The organism is Allobosea sp. 2RAB26 (assembly GCF_052115465.1).
In the GTDB taxonomy this organism is placed as follows: domain Bacteria; phylum Pseudomonadota; class Alphaproteobacteria; order Rhizobiales; family Beijerinckiaceae; genus Allobosea.
Map to the genome: position 1 here is coordinate 378,261 of NZ_JBFRGS010000001.1, position 25,506 is coordinate 403,766.

General features: G+C 64.3%; 25 protein-coding genes. 22 read left to right on the forward strand and 3 right to left on the reverse strand.

Going from position 1 to position 25,506, the window contains the following annotated elements; all coding sequences use genetic code 11:
- Positions 1-12: 12 nt before the first annotated feature.
- Positions 13-948, forward strand: coding sequence for an alpha/beta fold hydrolase (locus tag AB4118_RS01670; RefSeq protein ID WP_441488085.1), 936 nt, complete (start codon positions 13-15; stop codon positions 946-948).
- A 110-nt stretch (positions 949-1,058) separates the two neighbouring features.
- Here the strand turns inward: AB4118_RS01670 and AB4118_RS01675 are convergent, their stop codons facing one another.
- A complete protein-coding gene (locus AB4118_RS01675; RefSeq protein WP_441488086.1) occupies positions 1,059-1,220 on the reverse strand; it encodes a hypothetical protein in 162 nt (53 codons plus the stop codon).
- Between the two features lie 66 nt (positions 1,221-1,286).
- Complete coding sequence (locus AB4118_RS01680; RefSeq protein WP_441488087.1) at positions 1,287-1,940, reverse strand: rhomboid family intramembrane serine protease; 654 nt, start codon at positions 1,938-1,940, stop codon at positions 1,287-1,289.
- A gap of 142 nt (positions 1,941-2,082) precedes the next feature.
- Here AB4118_RS01680 and AB4118_RS01685 point away from each other — a divergent pair, with 142 nt between their 5' ends.
- From AB4118_RS01685 to AB4118_RS01785, 21 genes are all read left to right on the forward strand, one after another.
- On the forward strand, positions 2,083-2,964 hold the full coding sequence (locus AB4118_RS01685; RefSeq protein WP_441488088.1) for a hypothetical protein: 882 nt from the start codon (positions 2,083-2,085) through the stop codon (positions 2,962-2,964).
- A gap of 359 nt (positions 2,965-3,323) precedes the next feature.
- Entirely contained in the window at positions 3,324-4,223 is a 900-nt protein-coding gene (locus AB4118_RS01690; protein WP_441488089.1) for a GntR family transcriptional regulator, read from the forward strand.
- 153 nt (positions 4,224-4,376) lie between these two features.
- Positions 4,377-5,705: an omega-aminotransferase AptA gene (gene aptA, locus AB4118_RS01695; RefSeq protein WP_465248503.1), complete on the forward strand. Its 1,329-nt coding sequence runs from the start codon at positions 4,377-4,379 to the stop codon at positions 5,703-5,705.
- Positions 5,706-5,739: 34 nt separating this feature from the next.
- On the forward strand, positions 5,740-7,170 hold the full coding sequence (locus tag AB4118_RS01700; RefSeq protein ID WP_441488090.1) for an NAD-dependent succinate-semialdehyde dehydrogenase: 1,431 nt from the start codon (positions 5,740-5,742) through the stop codon (positions 7,168-7,170).
- A 22-nt stretch (positions 7,171-7,192) separates the two neighbouring features.
- Positions 7,193-8,038 carry an alpha/beta hydrolase gene (locus AB4118_RS01705; protein WP_441488091.1) on the forward strand — a complete coding sequence of 282 codons (846 nt, stop codon included), beginning with the start codon at positions 7,193-7,195 and terminating at the stop codon, positions 8,036-8,038.
- A gap of 85 nt (positions 8,039-8,123) precedes the next feature.
- Positions 8,124-9,677, forward strand: coding sequence for an ABC transporter substrate-binding protein (locus tag AB4118_RS01710; RefSeq protein ID WP_441488092.1), 1,554 nt, complete (start codon positions 8,124-8,126; stop codon positions 9,675-9,677).
- Between the two features lie 13 nt (positions 9,678-9,690).
- Positions 9,691-10,830: a C45 family autoproteolytic acyltransferase/hydolase gene (locus AB4118_RS01715; protein ID WP_441488093.1), complete on the forward strand. Its 1,140-nt coding sequence runs from the start codon at positions 9,691-9,693 to the stop codon at positions 10,828-10,830.
- A 23-nt stretch (positions 10,831-10,853) separates the two neighbouring features.
- Entirely contained in the window at positions 10,854-12,404 is a 1,551-nt protein-coding gene (locus AB4118_RS01720; RefSeq protein WP_441488094.1) for an ABC transporter substrate-binding protein, read from the forward strand.
- Between the two features lie 78 nt (positions 12,405-12,482).
- Positions 12,483-13,313, forward strand: coding sequence for a carbon-nitrogen hydrolase family protein (locus AB4118_RS01725; protein ID WP_441488095.1), 831 nt, complete (start codon positions 12,483-12,485; stop codon positions 13,311-13,313).
- Positions 13,314-13,320: 7 nt separating this feature from the next.
- Positions 13,321-14,046 carry an HpcH/HpaI aldolase family protein gene (locus AB4118_RS01730; RefSeq protein ID WP_441488096.1) on the forward strand — a complete coding sequence of 242 codons (726 nt, stop codon included), beginning with the start codon at positions 13,321-13,323 and terminating at the stop codon, positions 14,044-14,046.
- A 353-nt stretch (positions 14,047-14,399) separates the two neighbouring features.
- On the forward strand, positions 14,400-15,092 hold the full coding sequence (locus AB4118_RS01735; RefSeq protein WP_441488097.1) for an MtnX-like HAD-IB family phosphatase: 693 nt from the start codon (positions 14,400-14,402) through the stop codon (positions 15,090-15,092).
- Complete coding sequence (locus AB4118_RS01740) at positions 15,085-16,539, forward strand: aspartate aminotransferase family protein (RefSeq protein ID WP_441488098.1); 1,455 nt, start codon at positions 15,085-15,087, stop codon at positions 16,537-16,539. Before AB4118_RS01735 ends, AB4118_RS01740 begins: the two co-directional genes overlap by 8 nt.
- Before the next feature lie 17 nt (positions 16,540-16,556).
- The gene (locus AB4118_RS01745) at positions 16,557-17,480 is read left to right on the forward strand and encodes an arginase family protein (RefSeq protein ID WP_441488099.1); all 924 of its coding nucleotides are present in this window, start codon (positions 16,557-16,559) and stop codon (positions 17,478-17,480) included.
- Positions 17,477-17,830 (forward strand): EamA family transporter, encoded by a 354-nt coding sequence (locus AB4118_RS01750; protein WP_441488100.1) that lies wholly within the window; start codon positions 17,477-17,479, stop codon positions 17,828-17,830. The genes AB4118_RS01745 and AB4118_RS01750 overlap by 4 nt, the downstream gene beginning before the upstream one ends.
- A gap of 13 nt (positions 17,831-17,843) precedes the next feature.
- Entirely contained in the window at positions 17,844-18,698 is an 855-nt protein-coding gene (locus AB4118_RS01755; protein WP_441488101.1) for an alpha/beta hydrolase, read from the forward strand.
- Positions 18,695-19,882 (forward strand): GNAT family N-acetyltransferase, encoded by a 1,188-nt coding sequence (locus AB4118_RS01760; protein WP_441488102.1) that lies wholly within the window; start codon positions 18,695-18,697, stop codon positions 19,880-19,882. Before AB4118_RS01755 ends, AB4118_RS01760 begins: the two co-directional genes overlap by 4 nt.
- Complete coding sequence (locus AB4118_RS01765) at positions 19,879-20,295, forward strand: EamA family transporter (RefSeq protein ID WP_441488103.1); 417 nt, start codon at positions 19,879-19,881, stop codon at positions 20,293-20,295. Before AB4118_RS01760 ends, AB4118_RS01765 begins: the two co-directional genes overlap by 4 nt.
- Positions 20,282-20,713 (forward strand): DUF2147 domain-containing protein, encoded by a 432-nt coding sequence (locus tag AB4118_RS01770; RefSeq protein ID WP_441488104.1) that lies wholly within the window; start codon positions 20,282-20,284, stop codon positions 20,711-20,713. Before AB4118_RS01765 ends, AB4118_RS01770 begins: the two co-directional genes overlap by 14 nt.
- A 54-nt stretch (positions 20,714-20,767) precedes the next feature.
- Positions 20,768-22,498: a sensor histidine kinase gene (locus AB4118_RS01775; protein ID WP_441488105.1), complete on the forward strand. Its 1,731-nt coding sequence runs from the start codon at positions 20,768-20,770 to the stop codon at positions 22,496-22,498.
- Positions 22,495-23,874 (forward strand): sigma-54-dependent transcriptional regulator, encoded by a 1,380-nt coding sequence (locus tag AB4118_RS01780; protein WP_441488106.1) that lies wholly within the window; start codon positions 22,495-22,497, stop codon positions 23,872-23,874. Before AB4118_RS01775 ends, AB4118_RS01780 begins: the two co-directional genes overlap by 4 nt.
- Positions 23,875-23,952: 78 nt before the next feature.
- Positions 23,953-24,777: a MipA/OmpV family protein gene (locus tag AB4118_RS01785; protein WP_441488107.1), complete on the forward strand. Its 825-nt coding sequence runs from the start codon at positions 23,953-23,955 to the stop codon at positions 24,775-24,777.
- Positions 24,778-24,998: 221 nt separating this feature from the next.
- Here the strand turns inward: AB4118_RS01785 and AB4118_RS01790 are convergent, their stop codons facing one another.
- Complete coding sequence (locus tag AB4118_RS01790; RefSeq protein WP_441488108.1) at positions 24,999-25,430, reverse strand: PACE efflux transporter; 432 nt, start codon at positions 25,428-25,430, stop codon at positions 24,999-25,001.
- Between the last annotated feature and the right edge of the window lie 76 nt (positions 25,431-25,506).

Sequence of the window (25,506 nt, forward strand, 5' to 3'; positions counted from 1 at the left end):
AGAGCCCGTTCAATGTCACCTCAGTGCGTCCTCCTCCTGATGATCGGCCTTGTTGCCTCATCAGGCTCAGCGCTTGCGGAGAGCGGCGATGTCTCAGGCGTGGTCAACGTCGACGGCAGCCGCAAGATGTACCTCGGATGTCGTGGCATGGGGGCTCCTGCCGTCGTCATCGTGGCAGGCGCGAGAGCCTCCGCCGCTGATTGGACCCAGTCCGAGCCAGGCAAGGTGAACGTCTTTTCCGCAGTGGCGGGGTTCACGCGGGTCTGCGCCTACGACCGGCCGGGAACTCCGGTCGGCGAAGCGCCGAGCCGCACCGACCCGGTCTCGCAGCCGGTCACCGCGCGGGCGGCGGTCACCGATCTGCATGCGCTGGTGACCGCTGCCGGCATCGCGACGCCTTTCGTGGTCGTCGGGCATTCCTATGGCGAGCTCGTTAGCTGGCTCTATGCGATGACCTATCCCGACGAGGTGAATGGGATGGTGCTCCTCGATGCCTTGTCAGAGGGGCTTCGGGCAGCGCAGGCCCCTCGTGAATGGGCGATCCAACGCGTGCTGCTCGATGGCGACCTGACTGAAGCCCTCAAAGTCTATCCGGCGATCGAGCGAGTCGATGCGAATCTCAGCTTCGATCAACTGCTCGCTGCCGAGCCGCTCCGACCGATGCCTTTGACCGTGCTGAGCGCGGATCACCCCTGGGGACCGCTCGTCCCGGGGCTTATCGCCGATGGCCGGCTGCCCGCCGACATTCCTTCCGATTTCGGCTACGTCACTGACAGGGCGCAGAAGGAGGCGCAGGCAAAGCTCGCTGCACTCGTGCCGGGCGCCAGGCATGTCACGCACACCGACAGCGGCCACGAGATCCACAAGGAACGGCCGCAACTCGTGATCGATGCCATCCGCGACGTTGTCGACGCTGCGCGTGACGGCAAGGCCAGCCGGGCGCCGTAACGCCAGCAGCACGGTCTGGCTTGCCTGGCCGGCGGGGCGTCTACGCGATGCGCCCGGCCAACTGGTCGGCCCGGCCAGCCCTGTCGGAATCCATGTCTGGAGCATCGTGGTCACTTGGATCCGGTCTGCCGCCGGTGCGCGGAACGTCGACTGTTCTCGACGCAGGAGAAGATCCGCATCGTGCTGGAAGCCTCGCGCTGCGAGGAGAGCATCAGCGTGTCAAACGCTTCCACTGCCGCCTGGACATCAAGCATCTTCAGAGAAATCTGCATCCCCCGCGCCTGACGTGCTGCGGTCGGCGACGCGGGCATGCGTCCGTAAGGTTTCGATGCCGCCCATCAGCAAAGTCGGGACGCCCGAGCAGGGGGCGGGGCAGCCGCGAAGGACGTATCCACGAAGGCTTCAAGCTCTTCCTCTGCTGCCGGGTAGGATGTCTTCCAGATCGCGGCGATCATCATGCCGAGAGCGAGTGCGCCAACATGCACCGCATAGGCTGTGCCGTCATCCTCGCCCATGCCTAGTGCCAGGGAAGCAACCTGGAGGCCGGCCCAGTAGCCCAGAAAAGCCCAGGCCGGTACGGCGATCCGCTTCCAGAACGGCAGGTAGACAATGATCGTGCGCATCCGCGCGTACGGGAACAGCACGAGATAGGCGCCCAACAAAGCCGAGACCGCACCCGAGGCCCCAATGACGGGAACGCGAGAAGCTGGCGACAATAACCAATGCACGACAAATCCCGTTACACCCAAAAACGGAAATACCAGGGCGAAACGCCACCAACCGAACAAGCGCTCTAGTGACCTGCCAAACACCCACAGAAACAGACAATTGCCCGCCAAGTGGAACATGTCGCCGTGCAAAAGGCTGGCGGTGACCAAGGTATGCATATGGCGCCAAGGCTGGGTGGAAAACAGCACCGGCGTGAAGCCGAGCTCGGCAACGAGAGCGCGGTGCAGCCCAGAAAGCTCGTCGGCGGCTGTGACCGCAATCATCAGAGCCAGCAGAGCCCAAACGACGGGGGACCGGAAACCATGAGTGAGATTGTCACCGTAAGGGAACATTGGACTTGTTGCTTATCGCCTTCATCGTTGGGCTAGATTACATGCATGCGATACCGGGGGAATGGGGCGTGAGATGAAGAACTTTGGCGGCCATGTCGGTGTGGCATTCTTCGGGATTTTATCGTTCGCCATCACAGTGGCCTTAGTGACGGCCATCGATCGCGCGACAGGCTTCAATTTGTTTGCATTGAGCGTCTGGGTCGTCGTCCCAGTTGGGGCGGCGCTGACGGGAGCTGCTGCTGCATCCGGCTATTACTTCGGGAGTCTGCTCTTCCACACTCGCCCGAATTGGTTCCTGCTTGTGCAGGTCATGATCGTGGCGGCGCTCGCGCAGTTCGCGATCTACTACGCCGAGTATTCGACGCTGGTCCTCGACAACGGCATCCGTGTTGCTGATCGGATCGGCTTCTTCGATTACCTCGACATCCGACTGACGACGGCTCACATGCGGATTGGGCGGGCTCAGACAGACACCGGCGCAGTCGGCTCCTTTGGATACTGGCTAGCCTTCTTCCAGTTCGTTGGGTTCATTCTCGGCGGTATCGCGACCTATTTGATCCTCAAAAATCATCCGGTTTGCACCGTGTGCTCGCGCTATCCGCGCAAACTGGCGACGAGCTCGCAGCACTTCAACGATCGAGAGGCCTTCGCCACTTACTATGACAATCTCTTTGACCATCCCGTCGACGGGCCCGCTTTCGCCGAGTGGATGGGGCATGATCCGGACAAAGGGCGGATTCGGGAAGGCACGATCCTCGCAACTTCGACGCTCCGTGGCTGTCCTCACTGCAAGACACAGCGCATCGTCCAGGCCGTCCAGATCATGGGGAAGAATGATTGGAGTGCCCTTCCGTCTCTGGCACGAGACGTGATCATCCCTCAGGACATCGATCTTCGGCCAGTCTTCAAGGGCGAAACGGGTCGACGCATCGGTGCACAACCAGCTTCGGCTTGAATATTCGCGTTTCACTCGGACCGGCGCAGGTCAACAGATGACCCATGGCATATTCTGCAACAGGGCAAATTCCCGCGTGTCACATCCGATGCTCGGTGCGGGCGGGCGAATACAGCCATTCAGTTGAGACGATAGCGCCGAGGAACTCTTCGAGGTTCTCGGCGCTATCGTCTCCTTGCGTGATACGCAAACGCGGCCGGAGCACGGCGTTTGGTGAGGGTCGGCCTTCCCTACTAGATCGGGGCGGGCGCTCGCTGATGGACGGCGAGGTCGACTGCACGAGAGGTCGTGATAGGGTTCTGTTCTCGTTGAAAAAATAATGCAATTCGGCTAGGGCTGCGGCGCACGGAGTCGTCTTGATGAATGAGCGTTCGCTTCCCCGCCAGACATCGCGGAAGCCCAGCAATCTCCATACCGCTCTCGCGAAGCGAATTCTGGCCTGCGCCGCCGAGAAGCAGTGGTCGGCCGGCTTCCACCTGCGGGAGGCCGAGATTGCCCGAGCTTTCGAGGTTTCGCGTACTCCGGTGCGGGCCGCGCTCGGCCTGCTGGCCGAGCAGGGCGCAGTCGAAGCGCGCGCGAACCAGGGCTTTTTTCTTGCGCGGGACGGCAAGGATCTCGAGGCCGCAGAGCGCTCCCTGCCGAGCGCGCGCGACGAGGACATCATTCATGCCATCCTGCGGGATCGCGAGGCCGGCCGCCTGCCCGAGAACCTCATCGAAACCGACCTCTTGCAGACCTATCAGATCGGCAGAAGCGCGCTCAGCAAGGTTCTGCTGCGCCTCGCGGAGGATGGGCTGATCAAGCGGCGCCGCGGTCACGGCTGGAGCTTCGTACCGTCGCTCGCCTCGCCTGAGGCGCGCGAGGAAAGCTATCGCTTCCGTATGATGATCGAATGCATGGGGCTGTGTGAGCCGAGCTTTCGGATCAACAGGCCGGCCTTTGTCCGAAGCCGGGCAGCGCATGATGCTTTCATCGCCGATCTCGACCATACGCCGTCCGCAGAGCGCTTCTTCGAGATCAATGCCGGCTTTCACGGCATGCTCGCCGCCTGCTCCGGCAATCGCTTCGTCGTCCAGGCGATGGAGGCGCAGAACTCCCTGCGGCGCCTGACTGAGTACGCCGATTACGGCGGTCTCGATCGGGAGGCGTTGCTGCGATCCTGCCGGGAACACCTGGCGATCCTGGATGCGCTCGAGCAGGGCGACACGAACTGGGCGGCGACCCTGATGCGCCAGCATCTGACGCGCGCGCCGCGCTGAGCCGGTCTCTCCTTGCCCGCGGCTGGGCCGAAGGCGTCACGCCTTTACATTCGTGATATTCGGCTGGCCCGAACGCCGCCATCATGTTCGCTTGACATTGTATTATTTTTGCAAAAAGATCAAAATATCATCCAGCGCTCCTGAGGTTCAATCTTGCTCGCTTCCGCCGCCGCCCGCCCGAATGACCTCGATGCCCATTGGATGCCGTTCACGGCCAATCGGCGTTTCAAGAGTGATCCGCGCCTCTTCGTCGGTGCCGAGGGCAATTATTACCTGACGGCCGACGGGCGCCGGATCCTCGACGGCATGGCCGGGCTCTGGTGCGTGAATGCCGGACATGGCCATCCGCGGATCAAGGAGGCGATCAAGGCCCAGGTCGACAGGCTCGACTACGTCTCCTGTTTCCAGATGGGGCATCCCGACGCCTTCACGCTGGCGAGCCGCATCGCCAACATGATGCCGAAGGGGCTCGACCATGTCTTCTTCTCCAATTCGGGCTCGGAAGCGGTCGACACCGCGCTCAAGATCGCGCTGGCCTATCACCGCCAGCGCGGCGAGGCAGGACGCACCCGCCTGATCGGCCGGGCGCGCGGCTATCACGGCATGGGCTTCGGCGGGCTCTCGGTCGCCGGCATCAGCCGGCATCGCCGCGATTTCGGGCCCCTCCTGCCGGGTGTCGCCCATCTCCCGCACACGCTGGACCTGGCCAGGAATGCCTTCTCGCGCGGCGAGCCCGATCACGGCGCTGATCTCGCCGAGGATCTCGAGCGGCTCGTGCAGATCCATGATGCGTCAACGATCGCGGCTGTCATCGTCGAACCGGTTGCGGGCTCGACCGGCGTGCTGCCGCCGCCCAAGGGCTATCTCAGGCGTCTGCGCGAAATCTGCGACAAGCACGGCATCCTGCTGATCTTCGACGAGGTGATCTCGGGCTTCGGGCGGCTCGGCGCCTCCAGCGCCGCCGAAGCTTTCGGCGTTGTTCCCGACATGATCACCTGCGCCAAGGGGCTGACCAATGGCGCTGTGCCGATGGGGGCGACCATTGTCGGGCCGCATATCTACGAGGCCTTCATGACCGGTCCGGAACGCAGCATCGAGCTCTTCCACGGCTATACATATTCGGGGCACCCGCTCGCCTGCGCCGCGGGCCTTGCCACCCTGCAGGTCTATGAAGAGGAAGGGCTGTTCGAACGCGCCCGGCGGATCGCGCGCCACTGGGAGGATGCGGCGCATGCCCTGAAGGGCGCGCCGCATGTCATCGATATCCGCACTATCGGTCTCGTGGCCGCGATCGAGTTCGAACCGCGGCCTGGCGGAGCGGGGCAGCGCAGCTCGGAATGCGCCGAGGCCTGTTTCCAGGACGGTGTCCTCGTGCGCGCGGGCGCCGACCTGCTGGTGCTGTCGCCGCCGCTGACGATCGAGCCCGACGAGATCGACCGCCTCTTCGCCAGCATCCGCAAGGCGCTCGCAACCATCGCCTGATCTGGCCCATCCCCGTTTGAAGAGGTTGCGCGACGTGAGCGCCTATCCCGACATCACCCTGCATATCGGCGGCGCGGCTCGCGCGGGCTCCGGCGCCGAGATCGAGATCCATGATCCTGCGACCGGCGACATCCTGGCCACGGCGCGCCTGGCATCGGCGGTCGATCTCGACGACGCGCTGAAGGCTGCCGAGGCGGGCTTTTCTGCCTGGCGCGCGGTCTCGGTCTTCGAACGCTGCCGTATCCTGCGTCGCGTCGGCGAATTGCTGCGGGCGCGTCAGGACGCCATTGGCGAGGTGATGACGCGTGAGCAGGGCAAGCCTCTCGCCGAGGCGCGCGGCGAGGTGGCCGCGTCTGCCGAGGTCTTCGAATGGTATGCAGAGGAAGGGCGCCGCGCCTATGGTCGGGTCGTTCCAAGCCGCACGGCCGGCGCCCGGATGATCGTGGTGCGGGAGCCGATCGGCCCCGTTGCCGCCTTCACGCCCTGGAATTTTCCGGCGCTGACGCCGGCGCGCAAGATCGCCGGTGCGCTGGGTGCCGGCTGTTCGATCATCATCAAGCCGTCGGAAGAAACCCCGGCGACCTGCCTTGCCCTGGTCGAGGCCTGCGTCGAGGCAGGCGTGCCGGCGGGCGCGATCAATCTCGTCCTGGGAGATCCGCCAACGGTCTCGCGGCATCTCGTCAGCTCAGCGGTCATCCGGAAGGTGTCGTTCACCGGTTCCACGGCGGGAGGGCGTGCGGTTGCTGCCCTGGCCGCCCATGGGCCCAAGCGCGCGACACTGGAACTCGGCGGCCACGCTCCCGTCCTGGTATTCGATGATGTCGATGTCGAGGCGGTGGCTGCGCTCGGCGCTCAGCGAAAATTCCGTAATGCCGGCCAGGTCTGTGTCGCGCCGACACGGTTCTATGTCCACGAGGCGGTGCATGATCGCTTCGTCACCGCCTTCGCCTCGGCCGCCCAGCGGATCAAGGTCGGTAATGGCCTCGACCAGGGCATCGGCATGGGGCCGCTTGCCAATGCCAGGCGGCTCGAAGCGGTGCATGGATTGATCGAGGATGCCCAACGCCATGGCGCCAGGCTTGTCTGCGGCGGTGAGCGCATCGGCAATCGTGGCTTCTTCTATGCGCCGACTGTTCTCGCCGATGTGCCGGAGGCCGCGGCGATCATGAGCGAGGAGCCCTTCGGACCGGTGGCTCCGATCGCCCGCTTCCGCGATCTGGACGAGGTCATCAGTCGTGCCAACGGCCTGCCGGTCGGGCTCGCCGCCTATGCATTCACGGGCTCCGGCGCACGGGCCCTTGCCCTCGGCGAACGGATCGAGGCCGGGATGGTCGGCATCAACCGCTTCGAGATCGCTGCGGCGGAAACCCCATTCGGCGGGGTCAAGGATAGCGGCGACGGCCGCGAGGGCGGCACCGAGGGGCTCGACGCCTATCTTGTCACCAAGACGATCAGCCAAGCGTGAGACGACCGGAGAAAGACGACCGATGACGCGCAACGGACATGGCGAGAAGCTCTCCTATTACCAGCTCGGACGGACGGCGATCTTTGCCTGCCAGGCCGACCAGCGCTTCTCCTATTGCTGCTATATTCCCGAGGGCTATGAGGAGAACGGCACGAAGCGCTATCCGCTGGCCGTTCTGATCCATGGCAGCACCCGCACGGTCGACAGCCTGCGCGACCAGTTCATCGATTTCGCCGAAGCCAACCAATGCGTCGTCCTGGTGCCGCTCTTTCCCTGCGGGATCGGGGAGCCGGGTGACACGCATAACTACAAGCGCATCCTCTATCGCGGCATCCGTTACGACCTCCTAGTCCTGGCGATGATCGAGGAGATCGGCGAACTCTATCGCCTCGACGCCGAGAAGGTGCTGATGCACGGCTTCTCCGGCGGCGGGCAGTTCGTGCACCGCTTCTTCTATCTGCACCCGGAGCGACTGCTGGCGGTTTCGATCGGCGCTCCCGGCGTCGTGACGCTGCCGAACCCGGACAAGCCGTGGTGGCTCGGGACAGGCGATCTGAAGAGCATCTTCGGACGTGAACTTGATCTGTCCGAGATGCGGAAGGTCGCGGTCCAGATGGTCATCGGCGGCGATGACATCGAGACCTGGGACGTCACCGTCGCTCCCAGTTCCTCGAACTGGATGGAGGGCATCAACGAGACCGGCGTGACGCGGGTCGATCGCCTGCGCTCGCTGGAGCGCGCCTTCCTGAGCCTCGATATCCCGGTGCGCTTCGATGTCGTGCCCGGCGTCGAGCATATCGGACATCTCGTGCACCCCCCGGTGAAGGAGTTCTTCGCCAGCGCGCTTGCCCAACGGCAAAACCTCTAGCGGGGGCAGGGCGCGGCGATCTGCCAGCCATTTGGGCGGTGACACCGGAAAACCGGGCGCCGCTCGTGAACGAAAGGGAGAGATCATGAAGGTTGCATGGCTTGCGGCCCTGGCCGCGCTCGCCTGCCCGATGCAGGCGCTCGCTCAGGTCCCGAAGCAGGGTGGCGAGCTGCGCATCGCGCTCTCCACCGATATCACGAGCAGCGAGCCGGGTGTTCGGCGCAGCGGCGACAGCGACACCATCCTCCATCATGTGCTCGAGGCTCTGGTCGCCTATCGCGAAGACCTGACCATCGCGCCGTTGCTGGCCGAGTCCTACACGGTCGGCGATGGCGGGCGCAGCTACAGCTTCACCCTGCGCGACGGCATCACCTTCCATAACGGTGCGCCGATGTCCTCGGCGGACGTGAAATGGAGCTGGGACCGCCTGCTGGACCCGGCGACGAAATGGCAGTGCCGGGGGTGGTATGACGGTTCGCAGGACGCCAAGATCGAGGCGATCGAGACGCCCGATGCCCGCACGGTGGTCTTCAGGCTCGCCGCGCCGTCGGCGCTCTTCCTGCACTATGTCGCCAATGTCCAATGCCTGACCGGCATCCTGCACAAGGATTCGGTCGGGCCGAACGGCGAGTGGCGTCAGCCGGTCGGCACGGGCCCCTTCACCTTCGCCGAGTGGCGCAAGAACTCGTTCATCCTCCTCAAGAAATTTGCCGGCTACCGACCGCGTTCCGAGCCGATGAGCGGCTATGCCGGCGCGCGCCTCGCCCATGTCGATCAGGTGCGCTGGATGGTGGTGCCCGACGATGCCACGCGCAGGACGGCCCTGCGGGCAGGCCAGATTGACTGGATCGTCACCGATGTTTCGGATGTGGTCGAGCTGAGAGCGGCCAAGGGCGTCAGGGTCTCGACCGCACAGGGGCTGAGCTGGAACGTGCTGCTCGTCCAGACACGCGATCCGCTCTTCGCCGATATTCGAGTCAGACGCGCGCTGGCCCATGCCATCGATCTCAAGACGCTGGTGGAAACCAGGACGGACGGGCTCGGCAAGCCCAATCCCTCGGCCATCCCGGACTCGAGCTCGGCCCATACGGCCGTCCACGGCAAGGGTTATGCCTACGACCCCGATCTCGCACGCAGGCTGCTGAAGGAGGCCGGATATGACGGGCGGCCGATCAAGCTGCAGACGTCGCAGAAGCTCGCCCATCTCTACGATACCGCCATCATTCTCCAGTCGATGCTCAAGCAGGCCGGCTTCAATGTCGATCTCGAGGTGCTGGAATGGGCAACCCAGCTCGACCGCTACAGCAAGGGCAATTTCCAGCTTCAGTCCTTCCGCTTCACGGCACGGCTCGAACCTTCGCTGAACTACAAGACGATCGTCGGCTCCAAGGATGTCGACCCTGACAACCAGTGGGAGGACCCGCAGGCGATCGCGCTGCTGTCCTCGTCGACGGCGGAGCTCGATCCCGGCCGACGCCAGGCGATCTTCGACGAACTGCACCTGCGCATGATCGACCAGGCACCGATCGTCAGCCTCTACAACACCCCCCTCGTCGAAGCCTCGAGCGACCGCGTCGACGGCATCGGCGTCACCGGCTTCGGCAAGATGCGCGCCTGGGGCGTGTGGATCACCCGTTAGCAGGAGCATGCCAATGACGACCTCGCCCTTTCCCTTCGTCTCTATCTCCGGTGCCCCGCATGAGCGCGGCCGGCAATATGGCGAGGCCGCCAGGGAGCGCGTGCGCCGGAGCGTCGGGCTCTATGGCGACCAGCTCGCGGAGTTCGGCTACTCGGCCGCGGCCCAGTCCGAACTGATCATGGCGTTCGCGGGCGAGATCGAGGCCTTCGGAGCCCATTACATCGACGAGATGCGCGGGATAGCCGAAGGGGCTGGCGTCACGCTCGAAGACATCGTGATGGTCAATGCCAGGACCGAGGTCATCGCCAAGGCCCGCATCGAACGGAGCGGGCCGCAGCGGGAACAAGACGAAGCCGATGATGGCTGCACCGGTCTCGTGGTCATGCCGGAGCGCAGCCTGTCGGGGCGGCTGATCCACGCCCAGAACTGGGACTGGCGCGCCGAATGCGCGGAGACGGCGATCGTGCTGCGGGTGCGCCCCGATAACGGCCCGGATTTCCTGACCTTCGTTGAGGCCGGGGGGCTTGCCCGTTCCGGCATGAATGCGGCTGGCCTCGCCATCACCGCCAATTATCTCGACAGCGACCGCGACTATCGCCAGCAGGGGGTGCCGCTTGCCCTGATCCGCCGCAAGGTGCTCGAGCAATCCCATCTCGCTTTCGCGATCAGGGCCGTCGCGACGACGCAGAAGACCTGCTCGAACAACATGATCCTGTCGAGCGCAGAGGGGTTTGCGGTCAATTACGAATGCGCCCCGGACGAGGCTTTCGCGATCTATCCGAGCGACGGGCTGATCGTGCACGCCAATCACTGGGTCAGTCCCATTGCTCTCGGCAAGCTCAGGGATACCGGTCTCGTCAACGTGCCCGACAGCGTCTACCGCGACTGGCGGGTGCGCCGATTGCTGGATCAGAGCGGTGGCGCCCTGTCCGCCACCGAGGTGAAGGCTGCGCTCTTCGACGATTTCGCCACGCCCTACAGTGTCTGCCGGCCACCGCGGCCCGGCCTGCGCGACGCTCACCTCTCGGCGACCGTCGCGATGGTGGTGATGGAGCCGGCGAGTGGCGTGATGGAGGTGGCGGCCCTTCCCGCCCTCGATCGCCGCTTCACTCAATACAGCCTCGCCGACGAGCCGAAGATGCTCGCGGCCTGACATTTCTATCCCGGGAGGAATGAATGAGAATGCGTTTCACGGCACTCGCATTGATGATGGGCGCTGCCTGTTTTCAGGCGTCGAAGGCTGAGGCCGACACTCTGCGCGTGCGTCTCAATGCCGATATCCGGAGCGTCAATCCCGGGGTGAACCGGGACGACACGACGGATGGCGTGGTGCTTCACATGGTCGAGGGCCTTGTCGGCTACTCCGCCAACGGCACCCCGAAGCCGCTGCTCGCAGACAGCATCGAGGTGTCGCCGGACGGGCTGACCTATACGCTCAAGCTGCGCAAGGGCGTGAAGTTCCACGATGGCACGACGTTGACATCTGCGGATGTCGTCTGGAACTGGCAGCGCTACATGGACCCGAAGACGGGCTGGCTCTGCACGGGAGAGTACAACGGATCGGACATACTCAAGGTCGAGATCGCTGCTCCCGATGCGGACACAGTCGTCTTCACCCTGAACCGGCCGAGTTCTGTCTTTCTCGCGGGCATCGCGCGGAACCAGTGCGGGCAGACTGCGATCATCGCCCGCTCGTCCTTCAACCCTGACGGCTCGTTCAAGGCGCCGGTCGGGACCGGGCCATTCAAGTTCGGGGAATGGAAGCGCGGTGAATATGTCCGCCTCGACAGGTTCGACGGCTATACCGATCGTGGCGGCGAGCCGGATGGTTATGTCGGGGGCAAGCGCGCGCTCGTCGATACCGTCAATTTCATGGTGATCCCCGACAACGCCACGGCCAAGGCCGCGCTGCTGCGTGGCAATATCGACATCCTGCCGTCGCTGGCGGCGGCCGATATTCCAGAGCTGAAGGCGCGGCCGGAGATCAAGGTCTCGTCCTCGCCGACCATGATGCTCAACACGATCCTGCTGCAGACCCGTGATCCGCTGCTGGCCAACGTCAAGATGCGTCAGGCCATCGCCGCCGCGATCGACACGCGCGAACTCGTCAAGGCCGTATCGGAAGGGCTGGGGCAACCAAACGCTTCGGTCGTCCCGACGGAATCGCGCTTCTATTCGAAGGAGCAGGCCCGCCTCCATAGCTATGACCCGGCCAAGGCTGCCCGCCTGCTGAAGGAGGCGGGTTATGCCGGCCAGTCGATCGTGCTGATGGCGAACAAGAACGAGCGCGACACTTATGAGAGCGCTGTCATCGCCCAGGCGATGCTGCAATCGGCCGGAATCAACGCGACGCTCGAGGTGCTGGAATGGGCGACGCAGCTCGATCGCTACAGCAAGGGCAACTACCAGATGCAGTCCTTCTCCTATTCGGCCCGCTATGACCCCGCCCTGGCCTATGGCGCGGTGATGGGCTCGAAGGACAAGCGGCCGAACCGGATCTGGGACGATCCGCAGGCGGAGGAACTCCTGCGCGATATCCTGGCGTCAACCAAGGATGGCGAACGTCAGGCCCTGTTCGACAAGCTCCATGCTCTCTTCATCGAGCAGGCGCCGTTTCTGATGCTCTATAACGGTGTCGAAGTCGCCGCGGCGCGCTCGAGCGTCCAGGGCTATGCCGCGACCATCATGCCGAAGCCGAGACTCTGGGCCGTCAGCCTCAAGAAGTGACCGATGGGCGCGCAGGCAAACCGCCCTCCAGCGGCCCGCCTGAGCTGTCGTCCGCCAGGATTCCCCAACAAGCGAGACATGATGAAAGTCGCGTTGATCCAGATGAATGCCGGCCAGGACAAGGCCGCCAATATCGCCATAGCACAGCGCCTGATCGAACAGGCCTGCCGCGAAGAGAAGCCCGATCTCGTCATGCTGCCGGAGTGCTTCACGCTCTATGGCGGCGACGCCGACGCCCAGCGCGCTGCGGCCGAGCCGTGCCCGGGCGGTGAAGCCTATGCCATGCTGCGAGAGGCTGCCGCCCGCCACGCCGTCTACATCCATGGCGGCTCGTTGAACGAGCGTGACGGAGACCGCATCTTCAACACGAGCCTCGTCTTCGACCGCATGGGGCGCGAGGTCGCCCGCTATCGCAAGATCCACCTCTTCGCGATCACCGCGCCGGATGGCACGGTCTATGACGAAGGCAAGATCTACGGCGCGGGATCCGAGCTGGTGACCTTCGATCTCGACGGCGTCACTGTCGGCTGCACGATCTGCTATGATCTGCGCTTCCCCGAATTGTTTCGCGCGCTTGTCGACGCTGGCGCCCGCATGATCGCGGTGCCGGCAGCCTTTACCCTGCACACCGGCAAGGAGCATTGGGAGCCGCTGCTGCGGGCCCGTGCCATCGAGAGCCAGTGCTTCATTCTCGCGCCCGGGCAGGAGGGGCCCTTCGAGGAAGATGGGCAGATCCTCTACAATTACGGGCACTCGCTCATCGCCGAACCATGGGGCGCGGTCATCGCCAAGCGCGCCCTGGGCGAAGGCATCGTTGCAGCTCGGCTGGATCTTGCCGCGATCGATCTCGCCCGCACGCGCATCCCGCTGGCGCGCCACCGCCGTCTGCCCTTTGCCTCTGTCAGGTGAGCATCCGATGACGCGGAAACAGCCCAAGATCGGCTGCTGGCTTGCAGCGCCCGACGTGGTCTTCGTCGAAATCGCGGCGGACCTGGCATTCGATACGCTCGTTCTCGATGTCGAGCACGGGACGCTGTCGCTTGGGGATCTCGACAAGCTCATTCCACTTGCTCGCGCCCTGAAGCTCGAAGTTCTGGTCAAGGTTGCCGGGCCGCAGGCCGAGCCGATCCAGCAGGCGCTCGATTTCGGCGCGAATGGCGTCGTGATCCCGCATGTCGGTTCGGTGGCGCATGCAACGGCAATCTGCCGTTCGGCGAAATACCCGATGCTGGGAACCCGGAGTTATGCCGGAGCCCGCAGCGTCCGCTATGGCGCGCCGTCCGCCAGCTATTTCGAGGACGATAACCGCGAAACCGCCTGTTACCCGATGATCGAGACGGCCGAGGCGCTTGCCGATGTCGAAGCCATTCTCGCCCTGCCGACCGTGGATGGCGTTTTCGTTGGCCCCTCGGACCTTTCGCTGACGCGGGGGAGAGGTCGCTATCGCCTCAGTGATGCCGACAGGGGCGATATCGGCCGGATCGCTTCAGCCTGCGCTGCAGCGGAAAAGCCCTGGATCATGCCGGCATGGTCCGCAGCAGAACGAGCTTTCGCCGGGGAACACGGCGCGTCACTCCTGGTGGTCGCGGAGCAGCAGGCAGCGATGGCCAGCGGGCTCCAGATGGCGCGCACTGCCGTGTAACGATGCGCGGCCTCGTACGCCTGACCACTGGGCGGTTCCGGGCTTGCAGAGATGTCGGCCTCCCCCGCGCTGACGGGGCAATGACCTCCTCCGCCAGACGGACCTCTCGGCTTCTCATGTGAAGAAAGCGGGCAACGCCGCGTCGTTGCGGCGCTGCATGAGGTCGCCGCCATCGGCCTCCCTGTCCGATGAGCCGACGCAGGGTTTGGCTCCAATTTTTGAGGGAAGCTCCGCGAATGGGAGGCGGACGGCGCAGACAATTCGTCTGAATCTGTAGCAATATCAATTGATTGCGAGATGGCACAGCGCTTGCGCTACCGGCATTCACCGAGAGCTACAAATGAGCGCCGAGCATGCTGTGGCAGGCCATCGTCGATTTCGACGGAACGATAACGTGTGAAGACACGACCGACCAGATCCTGGCCCGTTTCGCGGAACCGGGCTGGGAGGCTATCGAGGACGACTGGGTTTCCGGCCGGATCGGCTCCCGCGAATGCATGGCCAGGCAGGTCGAATTGCTGCGCGTGCTGCCGGCCGTGCTCGACGGCTTCACCGAGACGATTGCGATCGATAGTGGCTTCAGCGCCTTCGTCGCACTCTGCCGGCGGCACGATATCCCGGTTACGGTCGTCTCCGACGGCCTTGACCGCACGATCCGCGCGGTGCTGGGCCGGATCGGGCTCGGCGCACTGCCCGTCATCGCCAATCACCTCGCTGCGGTCGGCGGCGAGCGCTGGCAGTTGACGTCGCCGCATGCTGCACTATCCGGCGATTGCGCGAGCGGCACCTGCAAATGCCGAGTGGCCGACGGCTTCGGACGACCGCTGACCCTGCTCGTCGGTGACGGCCGCTCGGATTTCTGTCTCGCCGGCCAGGCGGATCTCGTCTTCGCCAAGAAAAGCCTCATCGGGCATTGCCACGACAACGCTCTGCCTCATCACCCCTTCTCCGATTTTTCCGAGGCCGTCGGCCTGCTGGAAGAACTGCTGGCCAGCCCGGTGACGAGCGGAGCCCAGAACCAACTCAAGGATATGATCGATGGATGACGGATACGCCTTGCTTGAGCCGGCTTCCCCGGTACTGGCTGGTCTGCAATCCCGGCCGACGAGCCTCCATGCCGAGGAGGAGGCGCGCCTGCTCGCCCTCGAAGCGGAATACTGCTCCCATGGCGACACGGTCCATTACACGCAGTTCCCGAAGATCTTCTCGGGCTGCGATGGCTCCTACATGTTCGATGCCGAGGGCAATCGCTTCCTCGATCTGCAGATGTGGTATTCGGCGGTCAATTTCGGCTACGCCAATCCGCGCCTGAACGCGGCGCTGAAGCGCCAGATCGACACTCTGCCGCAAGTTGCGAGCCAGTATCTCCACCGCGAGAAGATCGAACTCGCCGCGATGATCGCCCGTGATGCGCAGGCGAAATTCGGCAGCAAGGGCCGGGTGCATTTCAATGTCGGCGGCGCACAGGCGGTCGAGGATTCACTGAAGCTCGTGCGCAATGCGAGCAACGGCAAGAGCCTGATGTTCGCCTTCGAGGGCGGCTATCACGGCCGCACGCTCGGTGCCTCCGCCATCACCTCGTCCTACCGTTATCGCCGGCGCTTCGGCCATTTCGGCGAGCGGGCCCAGTTCGTGCCGTTTCCCTACCATTTCCGCGCGCCCAAGGGCATGAGCAAGGAAGAATACGGCGTGCATTGCGTGAAGCAGTTCGCGCGCCTGTTCGAGAGCGAGTATAACGGCGTTTGGGATCCCAAGGCCGGCCAGTCGGAATATGCGGCCTTCTATGTCGAGCCGCTCCAGGGCACCGGCGGCTACGTCATTCCGCCTCCGAATTTCTTCATCGAGCTGAAGAAGGTCCTCGATCAGCACGGCATCCTGCTCGTCGTCGACGAGATCCAGATGGGCTTCTACCGGACCGGAAAGCTGTGGTCGATCGAGCATTTCGGCGTGCAGCCGGATGTGATCGTCTTCGGCAAGGCGGTCACCAACGGGCTGAACCCGCTCTCCGGCATCTGGGCCAAGGAAGAGCTGATCAACCCCACCATCTTCCCGCCAGGTTCGACCCACTCGACCTTCAACGCGAACCCGCTCGGCACCGCCGTCGCGCTCGAGGCGATGAAGATGATGGAGGAGGACGACTACGAGACCATGGTGATGGAGAAGGGGGCCTATTTCCTCGAAGGCCTCCAGGAACTGAAGCGCCGGCACCGGATCGTTGGCGACGTCGATGGTCTCGGCATGGCGCTGCGCATCGAGATCTGCGAGCCGCATGACAGCTACACCCCGTCGAAGCGGTTGGTCGACCTGATGTGCGACGAAGGCATGAAGGCCGATCTGGTGGTCGACGGCCAGCGCTACGGGCTCGTCCTCGACATCGGCGGCTACCACAAGAACGTCATTACACTGGCTCCGGCGCTGACAATGACCCACGCGGAGATCGATCTGGCGCTTGCGCTGCTCGATCAGTTGTTCACGCGCGTCGCCAGGGTTTGAAAACGGCGAGGTCGGACGTGCAGTTGCGTGTGATCGACCTCGACGGCAGTGCGGCGGTTCAGGAGCCGCTGCACCGGCGCATCGATGCGGGAGCCGCCACCCGCATCGATGCGACCGATCTTGGAAGCGCATTGCGTATCGTCGCAAGCAGGCGGGCGCTGAGCCTGCTGCACGAGCGACTGCGCGCGAAACCCATGCGCGAAGGCGAGGCTTCCGTGACATTCTACGGATCAGGCGACTTCCATCATCTGACGGCCGGCCTGCTTGCGCAGACCGGTCGGCCGCTGACGGTCGTGCATTTCGACAATCACCCCGACTGGGTGCGGTTTCCGGCGACCGTGAATTGCGGCGCCTGGGTCAACCGCGCCCTCGAACTCGAACACGTCAAACGGGTCGTGACGATCGGCCCGTGCAGCAGCGACCTGGTCAGGCCGGAATGGCAATTCGCCAATCTGGACGCGGTCTCCGACGGGCGGATCGAACTCTACCCATGGCGGCATGCGCCCTCTCGCGTCTGGCGCCGCTATCGTGATGGACGCGGGCACACGCAGAAGGCCGGGGCGCTGCACTGGCGCAATCTCGCGGATGAGAACTGGGACGACTTCCTCGATGAGCTGATCCGCAACCTGCCGACCCGTCGGATCTGGTTGACGATCGACAAGGATGTTCTTGGCCCGGGCGACGCCGCGACCAACTGGGATCAGGGCGAGCTGCCGCTCGAGAATCTGCTGCACGCGATCGAGCGGCTGGCGGGGCAGTGCGAGATCGTCGGCGTCGATATCTGCGGCGACTATTCCGAGCCACGCTTCGCCGATCCGTTCCGGGCGACGCTCGCCTATTTCGATCATCCGCCGCGACGCCAGGTCACGGACGCCGAGCTGGCGGTCAATGCGCGCGTGAACGGTGTCCTGCTGGATTGCTTCGACCGGGTGCTGTCATGACGCTCGTGCTCTGGTTCGCCTTGTCGGTGATCTGCGATGTCGCAGGCCAGCTCTGCTTCAAGCTTGGGGCTGATCGTTTGCCCGACGTACACGGACGGGCGCTCGTCCTGGCCGCGCTGCGCGACAGCTGGATCTGCTGGGGAATCCTGATCTACCTCGTCGAGGTCGTGGTCTGGCTGCGGATTCTTGCCGAAGTGCCGCTTTCGATCGCGTTCCCGATCGCCAGCCTGAATTTCCTTGGCGTCACGCTTGCCAGCGCCGTGTTCCTCAAGGAGCGCGTCGTGCGTCGGCAATGGCTCGGCGCCTGTCTCATCACTCTTGGCGTCGTCATCGTCGCCCGCACCGCCTGAGGGATCCGTTTCCGTGGCAGCAAAAGACAACAGCCTTCGCTTCGCCGGTGGCCGGACCGGGTTCCTCCTGATCCATGGCCTGGGGGGCACGCCAGTTGAGCTGCGGCTCGTCGCGCGCGCGCTGGCGCGGGCCGGTCACACCGTTCATTGCCCCCAGTTGGCAGGGCATTGCGGCAGCGAGGGCGATCTCCTGGCGACGGGCTGGCGCGACTGGACAGCCAGCGTCGAGGCCGAGCTCGCACGGATGAAGCTGATTTGCGACACGGTCATCGTCGGGGGACTGTCGATGGGGGCGGTGATGGCGATGCATATCGCGGCACGCCACCGCGACGACGTGCAGGGGCTTGCCCTCTACGCCCCGACGCTCTGGTACGATGGCTGGTCGATCCCCTGGTACAGCTTTCTGCTGAAGCTGCTGATCAACACGCCCATGGGCCGCCGCTATCGCTTTGTCGAGCGCGAGCCCTATGGCGTCAAGGATGAGCGCACCCGCGCGATGATCGTGGGGGCGATGGGCGGCGGGGACAGCTCGCAGGCCGGCCTCCTGGGCACGCCCGCGGGCTCGCTTCAGCAGATGTGGGCGCTGATCAAGGACACGCGCCGCCGGATGGGCGAGATCACCTGTCCCGCGCTCGTCGTGCAGGCGCGCGAGGACGACATCTCCGGTCTCTCCAATGCGGCCTATATCCAGCGGCGCCTTGGCGGAATCGTCGATACCGTCGTGCTGAATGACAGCTATCATCTCGTGACCATCGACCAGCAGCGCGATGTCGTGATCGACCGCTCGCTTGCCCTGGCGGCGCGGCTGTCCGTTCCAGACAAGGTCCGACGGGAGCCGGCGAGCCTCTGCGCCGTTGCGGCGGAATGAACGCGCCGCGCGCCCGCATCCTCGAACGGATCGCCGAGATTGCGCCCGAGGCGTGGGATCTCTGCTGCCCCGGCGAAGCCGAAAACCATGCCTATTACAGCGCCTGCGAGCAGGCGCTGGCCGGAAGCGGCAGCGGGATCGCCATGGGCGCGGCCTGTGTCGAGGATGCCCTTGGCATCAGTGCCATCGCGCCGTTCTTCCTGTTCACCTATCGGCTTGATACGCCATTTCAGGGTGGGCTCCGGCGCTTCGGAGATGCGGTGTTCAGGCTGGCGCCGCGTCTCGTCTCCCTCAAGGTGCTCTGTGTCGGCTCGCCCTATGCCGAACGCTGTCATGCCTGCGTGCGCAATGGGCTTGGATCGGATCAATCCGCGTCCGCATTCGCCGCGCTGGGCGAAATTCTCGACCAGCACGCCCGAAGCGTGGGGGCCGATGTCGTGGCCTGGAAGGATGTTGCCGCGCAGGGTGCATCGGATCTGCGTGATGCTCTGCTGTCGCGGGGATTTGCTGGTGTCGGCAGCCTGCCGTTCGCGGTCCTCGATCTGCCCTTCGCTGGCGAGGCGGACTATCTCGCCTCGCTCTCGGCTGCCACGCGCAAGGATATCCGGCGCAAGCTGGCGAAGGCCGGCGAGGTCCGGGTCGAGATGCGGCATGGGCTCGAGGGTATCGAGAGCGAGATCGCCGAGCTCTACGAGTCGACGCGGGCCGAGAGCGGCCTCGACTACGGTAATCTGGAGGTGCTCCCCCCGGGTTACTTCAAGGCTGTCTCGGCGGCGCTCGGCGAGCGCGCCGTCTTTGCTCTCTATTGGGTGGGCCAGACGCTCGCCGCCTTCAATCTGCTGCTGATCGAGAATGACAGGGTGATCGATAAGTTCCTCGGCATGCGCTACCCGCTCGCCCGCCAGCACAACCTCTATGTGGTGAGCTGGATGACGAATGTTCGTTTCTGTCTCGAACGCGGCATCGCCAGGCTGCAGACCGGCCAGACAGCCTATGCGTCGAAACTGCGCTTCGGCAGCCGGCTGGTGCCTTCAACGGTCTTCTTCAGGCACCGGAATGCCGCGCTGCAATGGGCCCTGAAATCGGCCAGTCCCTGGTTCGCCTTCGACAGGTTCGATCCGGACCTGCGGGCGCTGCGCCGGACACCGGCAAGGGAGCAGGCGGAAAGGGAGCAGGCGGCATGAGCACGATCGAGACCTCGCGGCAGCCCGTGCCATGGCGCCAGCTTTGGATCTGGACGGTCTTCATTGCGCTCGATACCGCGACCCAGCTTGCCTTCAAATGGGGGGCGGACGGGCTCGCCGACATGGATTTCGGGCTGCAGATGATGATCAGGGCATCGACGCTGCCGGGCGTCTGGCTGGCGGCGCTCGGCTATGCCGCAACGTTCATCGTCTGGATGCTGATCCTGCGTGACATGCCGCTCAGCCGCGCCTTTCCGATGACCGGGCTCGCCTATGTCACGGTGCCTCTGCTCGCCTGGCTTGCGCTCGGCGAACGGATCGATGCCGTTCAAGCCGGTGGCATCGCCCTGATCGTCGCCGGCGTCATTGCTTTGGGTTGGGAGGATCAGGAGGATGGCGATGGCCAGACTTAGCGCTAGAATGCTTGTTCTCGCCGCGTTGGTGGCGATGCCGTCACTGCATGCCGCCGCTGCGGACCCGATGAGCGAGGTCGTCGGGCGCTGGCGCGATTCCGATGGCGAGTCCGAGATTGCGATCGCGCGCTGCGGGCAGGCGCTCTGCGGCAAGATCGTCTGGCTCAAGCAGGAGCGGGTCGACCGATCAAACCCCAACAGCAATTTGCGCGGGCGCTCGCTGCTCGGTGTCCAGGTCCTGACTGGCTTCAGGCCTGAGGGTACGGCGGGGCTGCTTGCAGGGGAGGGGTATAATCCGGAGGATGGTCGCACTTACAAGACCACGATCAGCTTGCAGTCACAGAGGACACTCGTCGTAAAGGGGTGCGTGCTGGGTGGTTTTATCTGCGATGACGACACCTGGACGAGGCGACCCTGAGCGGACGTCCTGCTTGGGCAGAACGCAGCCTTCCATTGTCCTGGAGACGGCTTGATGCCAATTCGCAAGACGTCGCTGCGGTTGAGGCTTGTGATCGGCTTCCTGCTCGTCAGCGTCCCGGCGATGCTGACCTCTGCCTATGTCGCGGCACGGCTGATCTCCTCCGCCTTTGAGGCGAATGTCGAGCAATGGCTCGGCGAGACCTCGCGCTTCTTCATGCTCGAGGTGACCGAGGCGACACAGGAGGCGCAGCGCGTCTCCAGCGTCATCGGCCACCGCCTGGAGACTTCGGTCCATGGCGATCTTCGCCGCCCCAAGGCCATCGAGCGGGAGTTCGCGCTGCTCAGTTCGGTCGGCTATGACCTGATCGCGATCTATGACGATCGGCGCGAAATGCTGTTCACCTCGCGCGACTTCACGTCCTCGGCTGTCCTGCCCACCGAAACGAGCCAGGGCATCTTCAAGATCACGACCGGGGATGAAAAGCACCTCATGGCCGGCGCCGTGCAGAGCGTCCAGGTCAATGACAAGCCGGCTTACGTTCTTGTCGGCACCTGGCTCGATGATTCCTATCTCGGCAGCATCAAGGTGGTGACCTCGCTGGATGTCCGGCTCTTCGCCGAGACCAGCGCGGGCCTCGAATCCGTCATGCTGACCCATCCGGACGATACGCGCACGGTACCCGATGCGATCCGTGAGCGCCTGGCGAAGGGCGAGGATACGATCTTTGACCGCGAGGCCGATGGCGGCGCCTATCGTGCGGTCTACACCGCCTTCCGCGGTATCGATGGCAAGCTGGCGGCTGTCGCATTCATCGGGCTGCCGAGCGGTGCCGATTTCTTCGAGCAGCTTGGACCATCCCAGCTCTTCATCGGCATCTTCCTGCTCGGTAGCCTCATCTCGATCATCGTCGGCGCTGCGATGTCGGGTATCCTGGTCAAGCCGCTGCGTGCGTTGACGCGCGGCGTCCGGGCGATTGCAGCAGGCGATTTCAAGCAACGGGTTCCTGAAACCGGCGGGCGCGAGATTGCGCAGCTCGCCGCAGGCTTCAACGGTATGGCGGAGCAGCTCGGCAAGCTGCATGCTCTGGAGACCGAGCTCCGGCGTCGCGACAGGCTCTCGGCCCTTGGGCAAGCGGCGATGGTGATTGCCCATGAAGTCCGCAACCCGCTCGGTATCATCAAGACCTCGACCGAGGTGGTGCGCAATCGCGCCAAGCTCGGGGCCGCCGAGGACCGCATGCTTGGTTATGTGATTGAGGAGGTACGCCGCATCGAGACGCTGGTGCGGGACTTTCTCGACTTCGCTCAGCCCAAGGCGCCGAGCAAGACGGTCTTTCCATTCCGCGCGGTGATCGATCGGGTGGCCTCGATCGCCATGCCGGAGCTTGACCGTCATGGCGTCGTCCTCGACATCAGGGATCATAGCGGGGGTGGGCTGATCTCGGGCGACCCGGACCAGCTCCATCAGGCGGGCCTGAATCTCGTCCTGAACGCGATCGATGCGATGCCCGCCGGCGGAATGATCACGGCGGAGCTCACATCGACCGATGGAGAGATTTCGCTGACAATCAGCGATCAGGGGGATGGCGTGGCGGACGAGATCAGGGGCGAGATCTTCAATCCCTTCTTCACCACCAAGACGAAGGGCACGGGGCTTGGCCTCGCGAAGGTGCAATCCGTCGCTGCTGCGCATGGTGGCCGCGCCCATTATGCGAGCTCGCCGGGGCAGGGCGCCTCGTTCACGATTACATTGCCTCTGCTGGAGCGTGGAGCACCCGGATGACCCACAGCATCCTGGTCGTCGATGACGAAACCCGACTGGCCGATGTTCTGGCGGCTGCGCTGGATGATCTCGGCTATCGCGCGACCGCCGTCGAAAACGCCCGCGAGGCGCTTTCCAGTCTGGAGCAGGAACGGTTCGACCTCGTGTTGACCGATCTGCGCCTGCCCGGGATGGATGGGCGCGCCCTGCTACAGGAGGTGCGCAAGCGCTGGCCGGATGTTCCGGTCGTGGTCATCACCGCCTTTGCCACGGTTCGCGACGCTGTCGAACTCGTGAAGGAGGGCGCCTTCGACTACATCGCCAAGCCGTTCGAGATGGAGGATGTCGCAGCCGTCATTCGCCGCGCCTTGCGGCTGGCCGAGGTGGTGCGCGACAATGAGCGGCTGCGGGGCGAACTCGAGGGCCGTTACAGCTTCGAAAATCTGATCGGAACAAGCCCGCCCTTCAGAAGGGTGATCGAGCAGGTCACCGAGGTCTGTGAGACGCGCGCCACGGTCATGCTCAACGGAGAAAGCGGCACCGGCAAGGAGGTCGTCGCACGCGCGATCCATTTCAACAGTCCGCGCCGGAACAAGCCCTTTGTCGCGATCAATTGCGCTGCCATCCCCGAGACATTGCTCGAAAGCGAGCTCTTTGGTCATGTGAAAGGTGCCTTTACCGGAGCGCTGGCCAACCGCGTCGGCCGCTTCGCCGCCGCCGATGGCGGAACGCTCTTCCTCGACGAGATCGGCGATATGCCGATCGCCGTTCAGGCGAAGCTGTTGCGTGCAGTTCAGGAGCGCAGCTTCGAACCTGTCGGCGGCACCCGCAGTCAGACGGTGGATGTCCGGCTGATCGCGGCAACCCATAGGGACATGCGCCAGGCGGTTGCGTCCGGCGAGTTCCGGGAGGACCTGTTCTATCGGCTCAACGTCTTCCCGATCCAGTTGCCTGCCCTGCGTGAGCGGCGCGAGGACATCCCGATCCTCGCCGCCCATTTCCTCGCGACGCTGGCCGAGGCGATGGGCAAGCGCGTGACCGGCTTTACCCCGGCCGCTCTCTCGGCGATGGACGGCCATGACTGGCCCGGTAATATCCGTGAGCTGCATAATTGCGTCGAGCGCGCCGTGATCGTCGCGAAGTCCCCGACCATCGACGTCCCGGATCTGCCTCGCGACTTGTTTGAAGGTGGCGCGCGGCGCGCCGAGCGCGATCGCCTCCCGAACGATCTCGATGCCGAACTCGAGCGGCTCGAGCGCGGCTTCATCATCGAGGCGCTGCGGCGTACGGACGGCGTCCAGGTCCAGGCCGCGCGGCTCCTCGGCATTGCCGAGCGCAGCCTGTGGCACCGCATTAAGAAACTGGACGTGAAACTCGGCAGAAAAATCGTCGAGTGACGCTGGGTTCGATCTTTACCGGTTTGCGACAGAGTTCAGATATGGCAAGCGAGTGGGTGTCCTGCAGGAGCGACGATTGTGCCCGCCTACCCTAAGCTTGCCGTCGCCGGTCTGTGCCTGGTCGCTGGATCCCAGGTTGCTGTCGCGGCCGATCCGGCTCCGGCGCTGCTGAACCCCACTCCGGCCTCCGGCTGGATCGTGACGCTCGGCGGCTCGGGTCAGATCGGTCCCAAATATGACGGCGCAAAGGCCTACGGACCGTCGGGCACGCCGTCGCTGAGCTGGCGGCGGGTTGGCGAGCCGGAAGGGTTCAGCGCACCCGACGAGGGGCTGGACTTCGCCCTGTATGAGACGAGCCGCTTCAGCATGGGCGTCGTCGGCGACCTGAAGTCGGGTCGCTATTCCGGCTCGGATCGAAAACTGTTCGGCATGCGAGACGTGCCCTGGACGATCGAGGCTGGCGCCTTCGCCGAGTTCTGGCCGATCGAGGACCGGCTGCGGACCCGCATCGAGGTGCGGCAGGGCTTCCACGGCCATCATGGCATCGTCGCCGATATCTTCGTCGACTGGGTTCAGCCGATCGGCCGCTTCAAGCTCTCGGGCGGTCCGCGCTTTTCGTTCGGCAATCAGGCCTACATGCGCAGGAACTTTGGTGTGACACCGGAGGAATCGCAGGCGAACGGCATCCTCGCCGCCTACAGCCCGTCGGGAGGCGTCAAATCGGCGGGCCTCGCGGCGGCACTCGAATATGCATGGTCGGACGTCTGGAAGACTACGGCCTATGCCCGCTATGACCGCCTGCTCCAGGATGCCGCGCGCTCGCCGATCGTCCGCACCATTGGTGCGCGCGACCAGTTCTCGTTCGGATTGAGCACGACCTATTCCTTCAAGATTGGCGGTTAGCGCCAATCCTCAGGCACAGAGCCAAGTGAAGGGGCTGTTCGAGCCGGGCCGACAGCGGCCTGAACGGCGCCTCGATCCGGCTCGCCCGCAGCGGCGGATTTATCAGCGTTTCGGGCCGTCACACTCGTCCTCGGGCGGCCTTCGCCTCCGGCTGGAGACGAAGTCCTCAGCCGAGCGCGCGGCCGCCATGATGAGCTGACGCCGCGACGACAGTCTTAGCGTCACATGGCATAGGCCGGGCTCGCCGGGATCGGGAAGACCCGATCATAGGCCAGGTTGAAGCTGAAGGCGTAGACGACATAGAAGACGACGATCGCGATATCCATCACGAAGGCCTGCATCAGGGTAATGCCGAGATACCAGGCGATCGGCGGCAGCAGGATCATCAGAAGTCCGCCCTCGAACAACGCGACATGGAGGATGCGCGTGCCGATACCCTTATGGGTATGGCCGACCATACGCTGCATCGCATGGTCAAAGCCCAGGTTGAAGAGGAAGTTCCAGATCGTGGCGACGGTTGCGCTGCCGACGCCGATGACGCCCATATGGCCCGCCGGCAGGCCGAACAGATAGGCTCCCGCTGGAATGACAATGGCTAATCCGATCGCCTCGAACATGAGTGCGTGGCGGATTCGGTCTCGAACGGAGCGCATGTGCTAAGGGGCCTTCACTAGGATTGATGGCCGCGTTCTCTATCTGTCATTTCGATTGCATCAAGTTGGATCATAT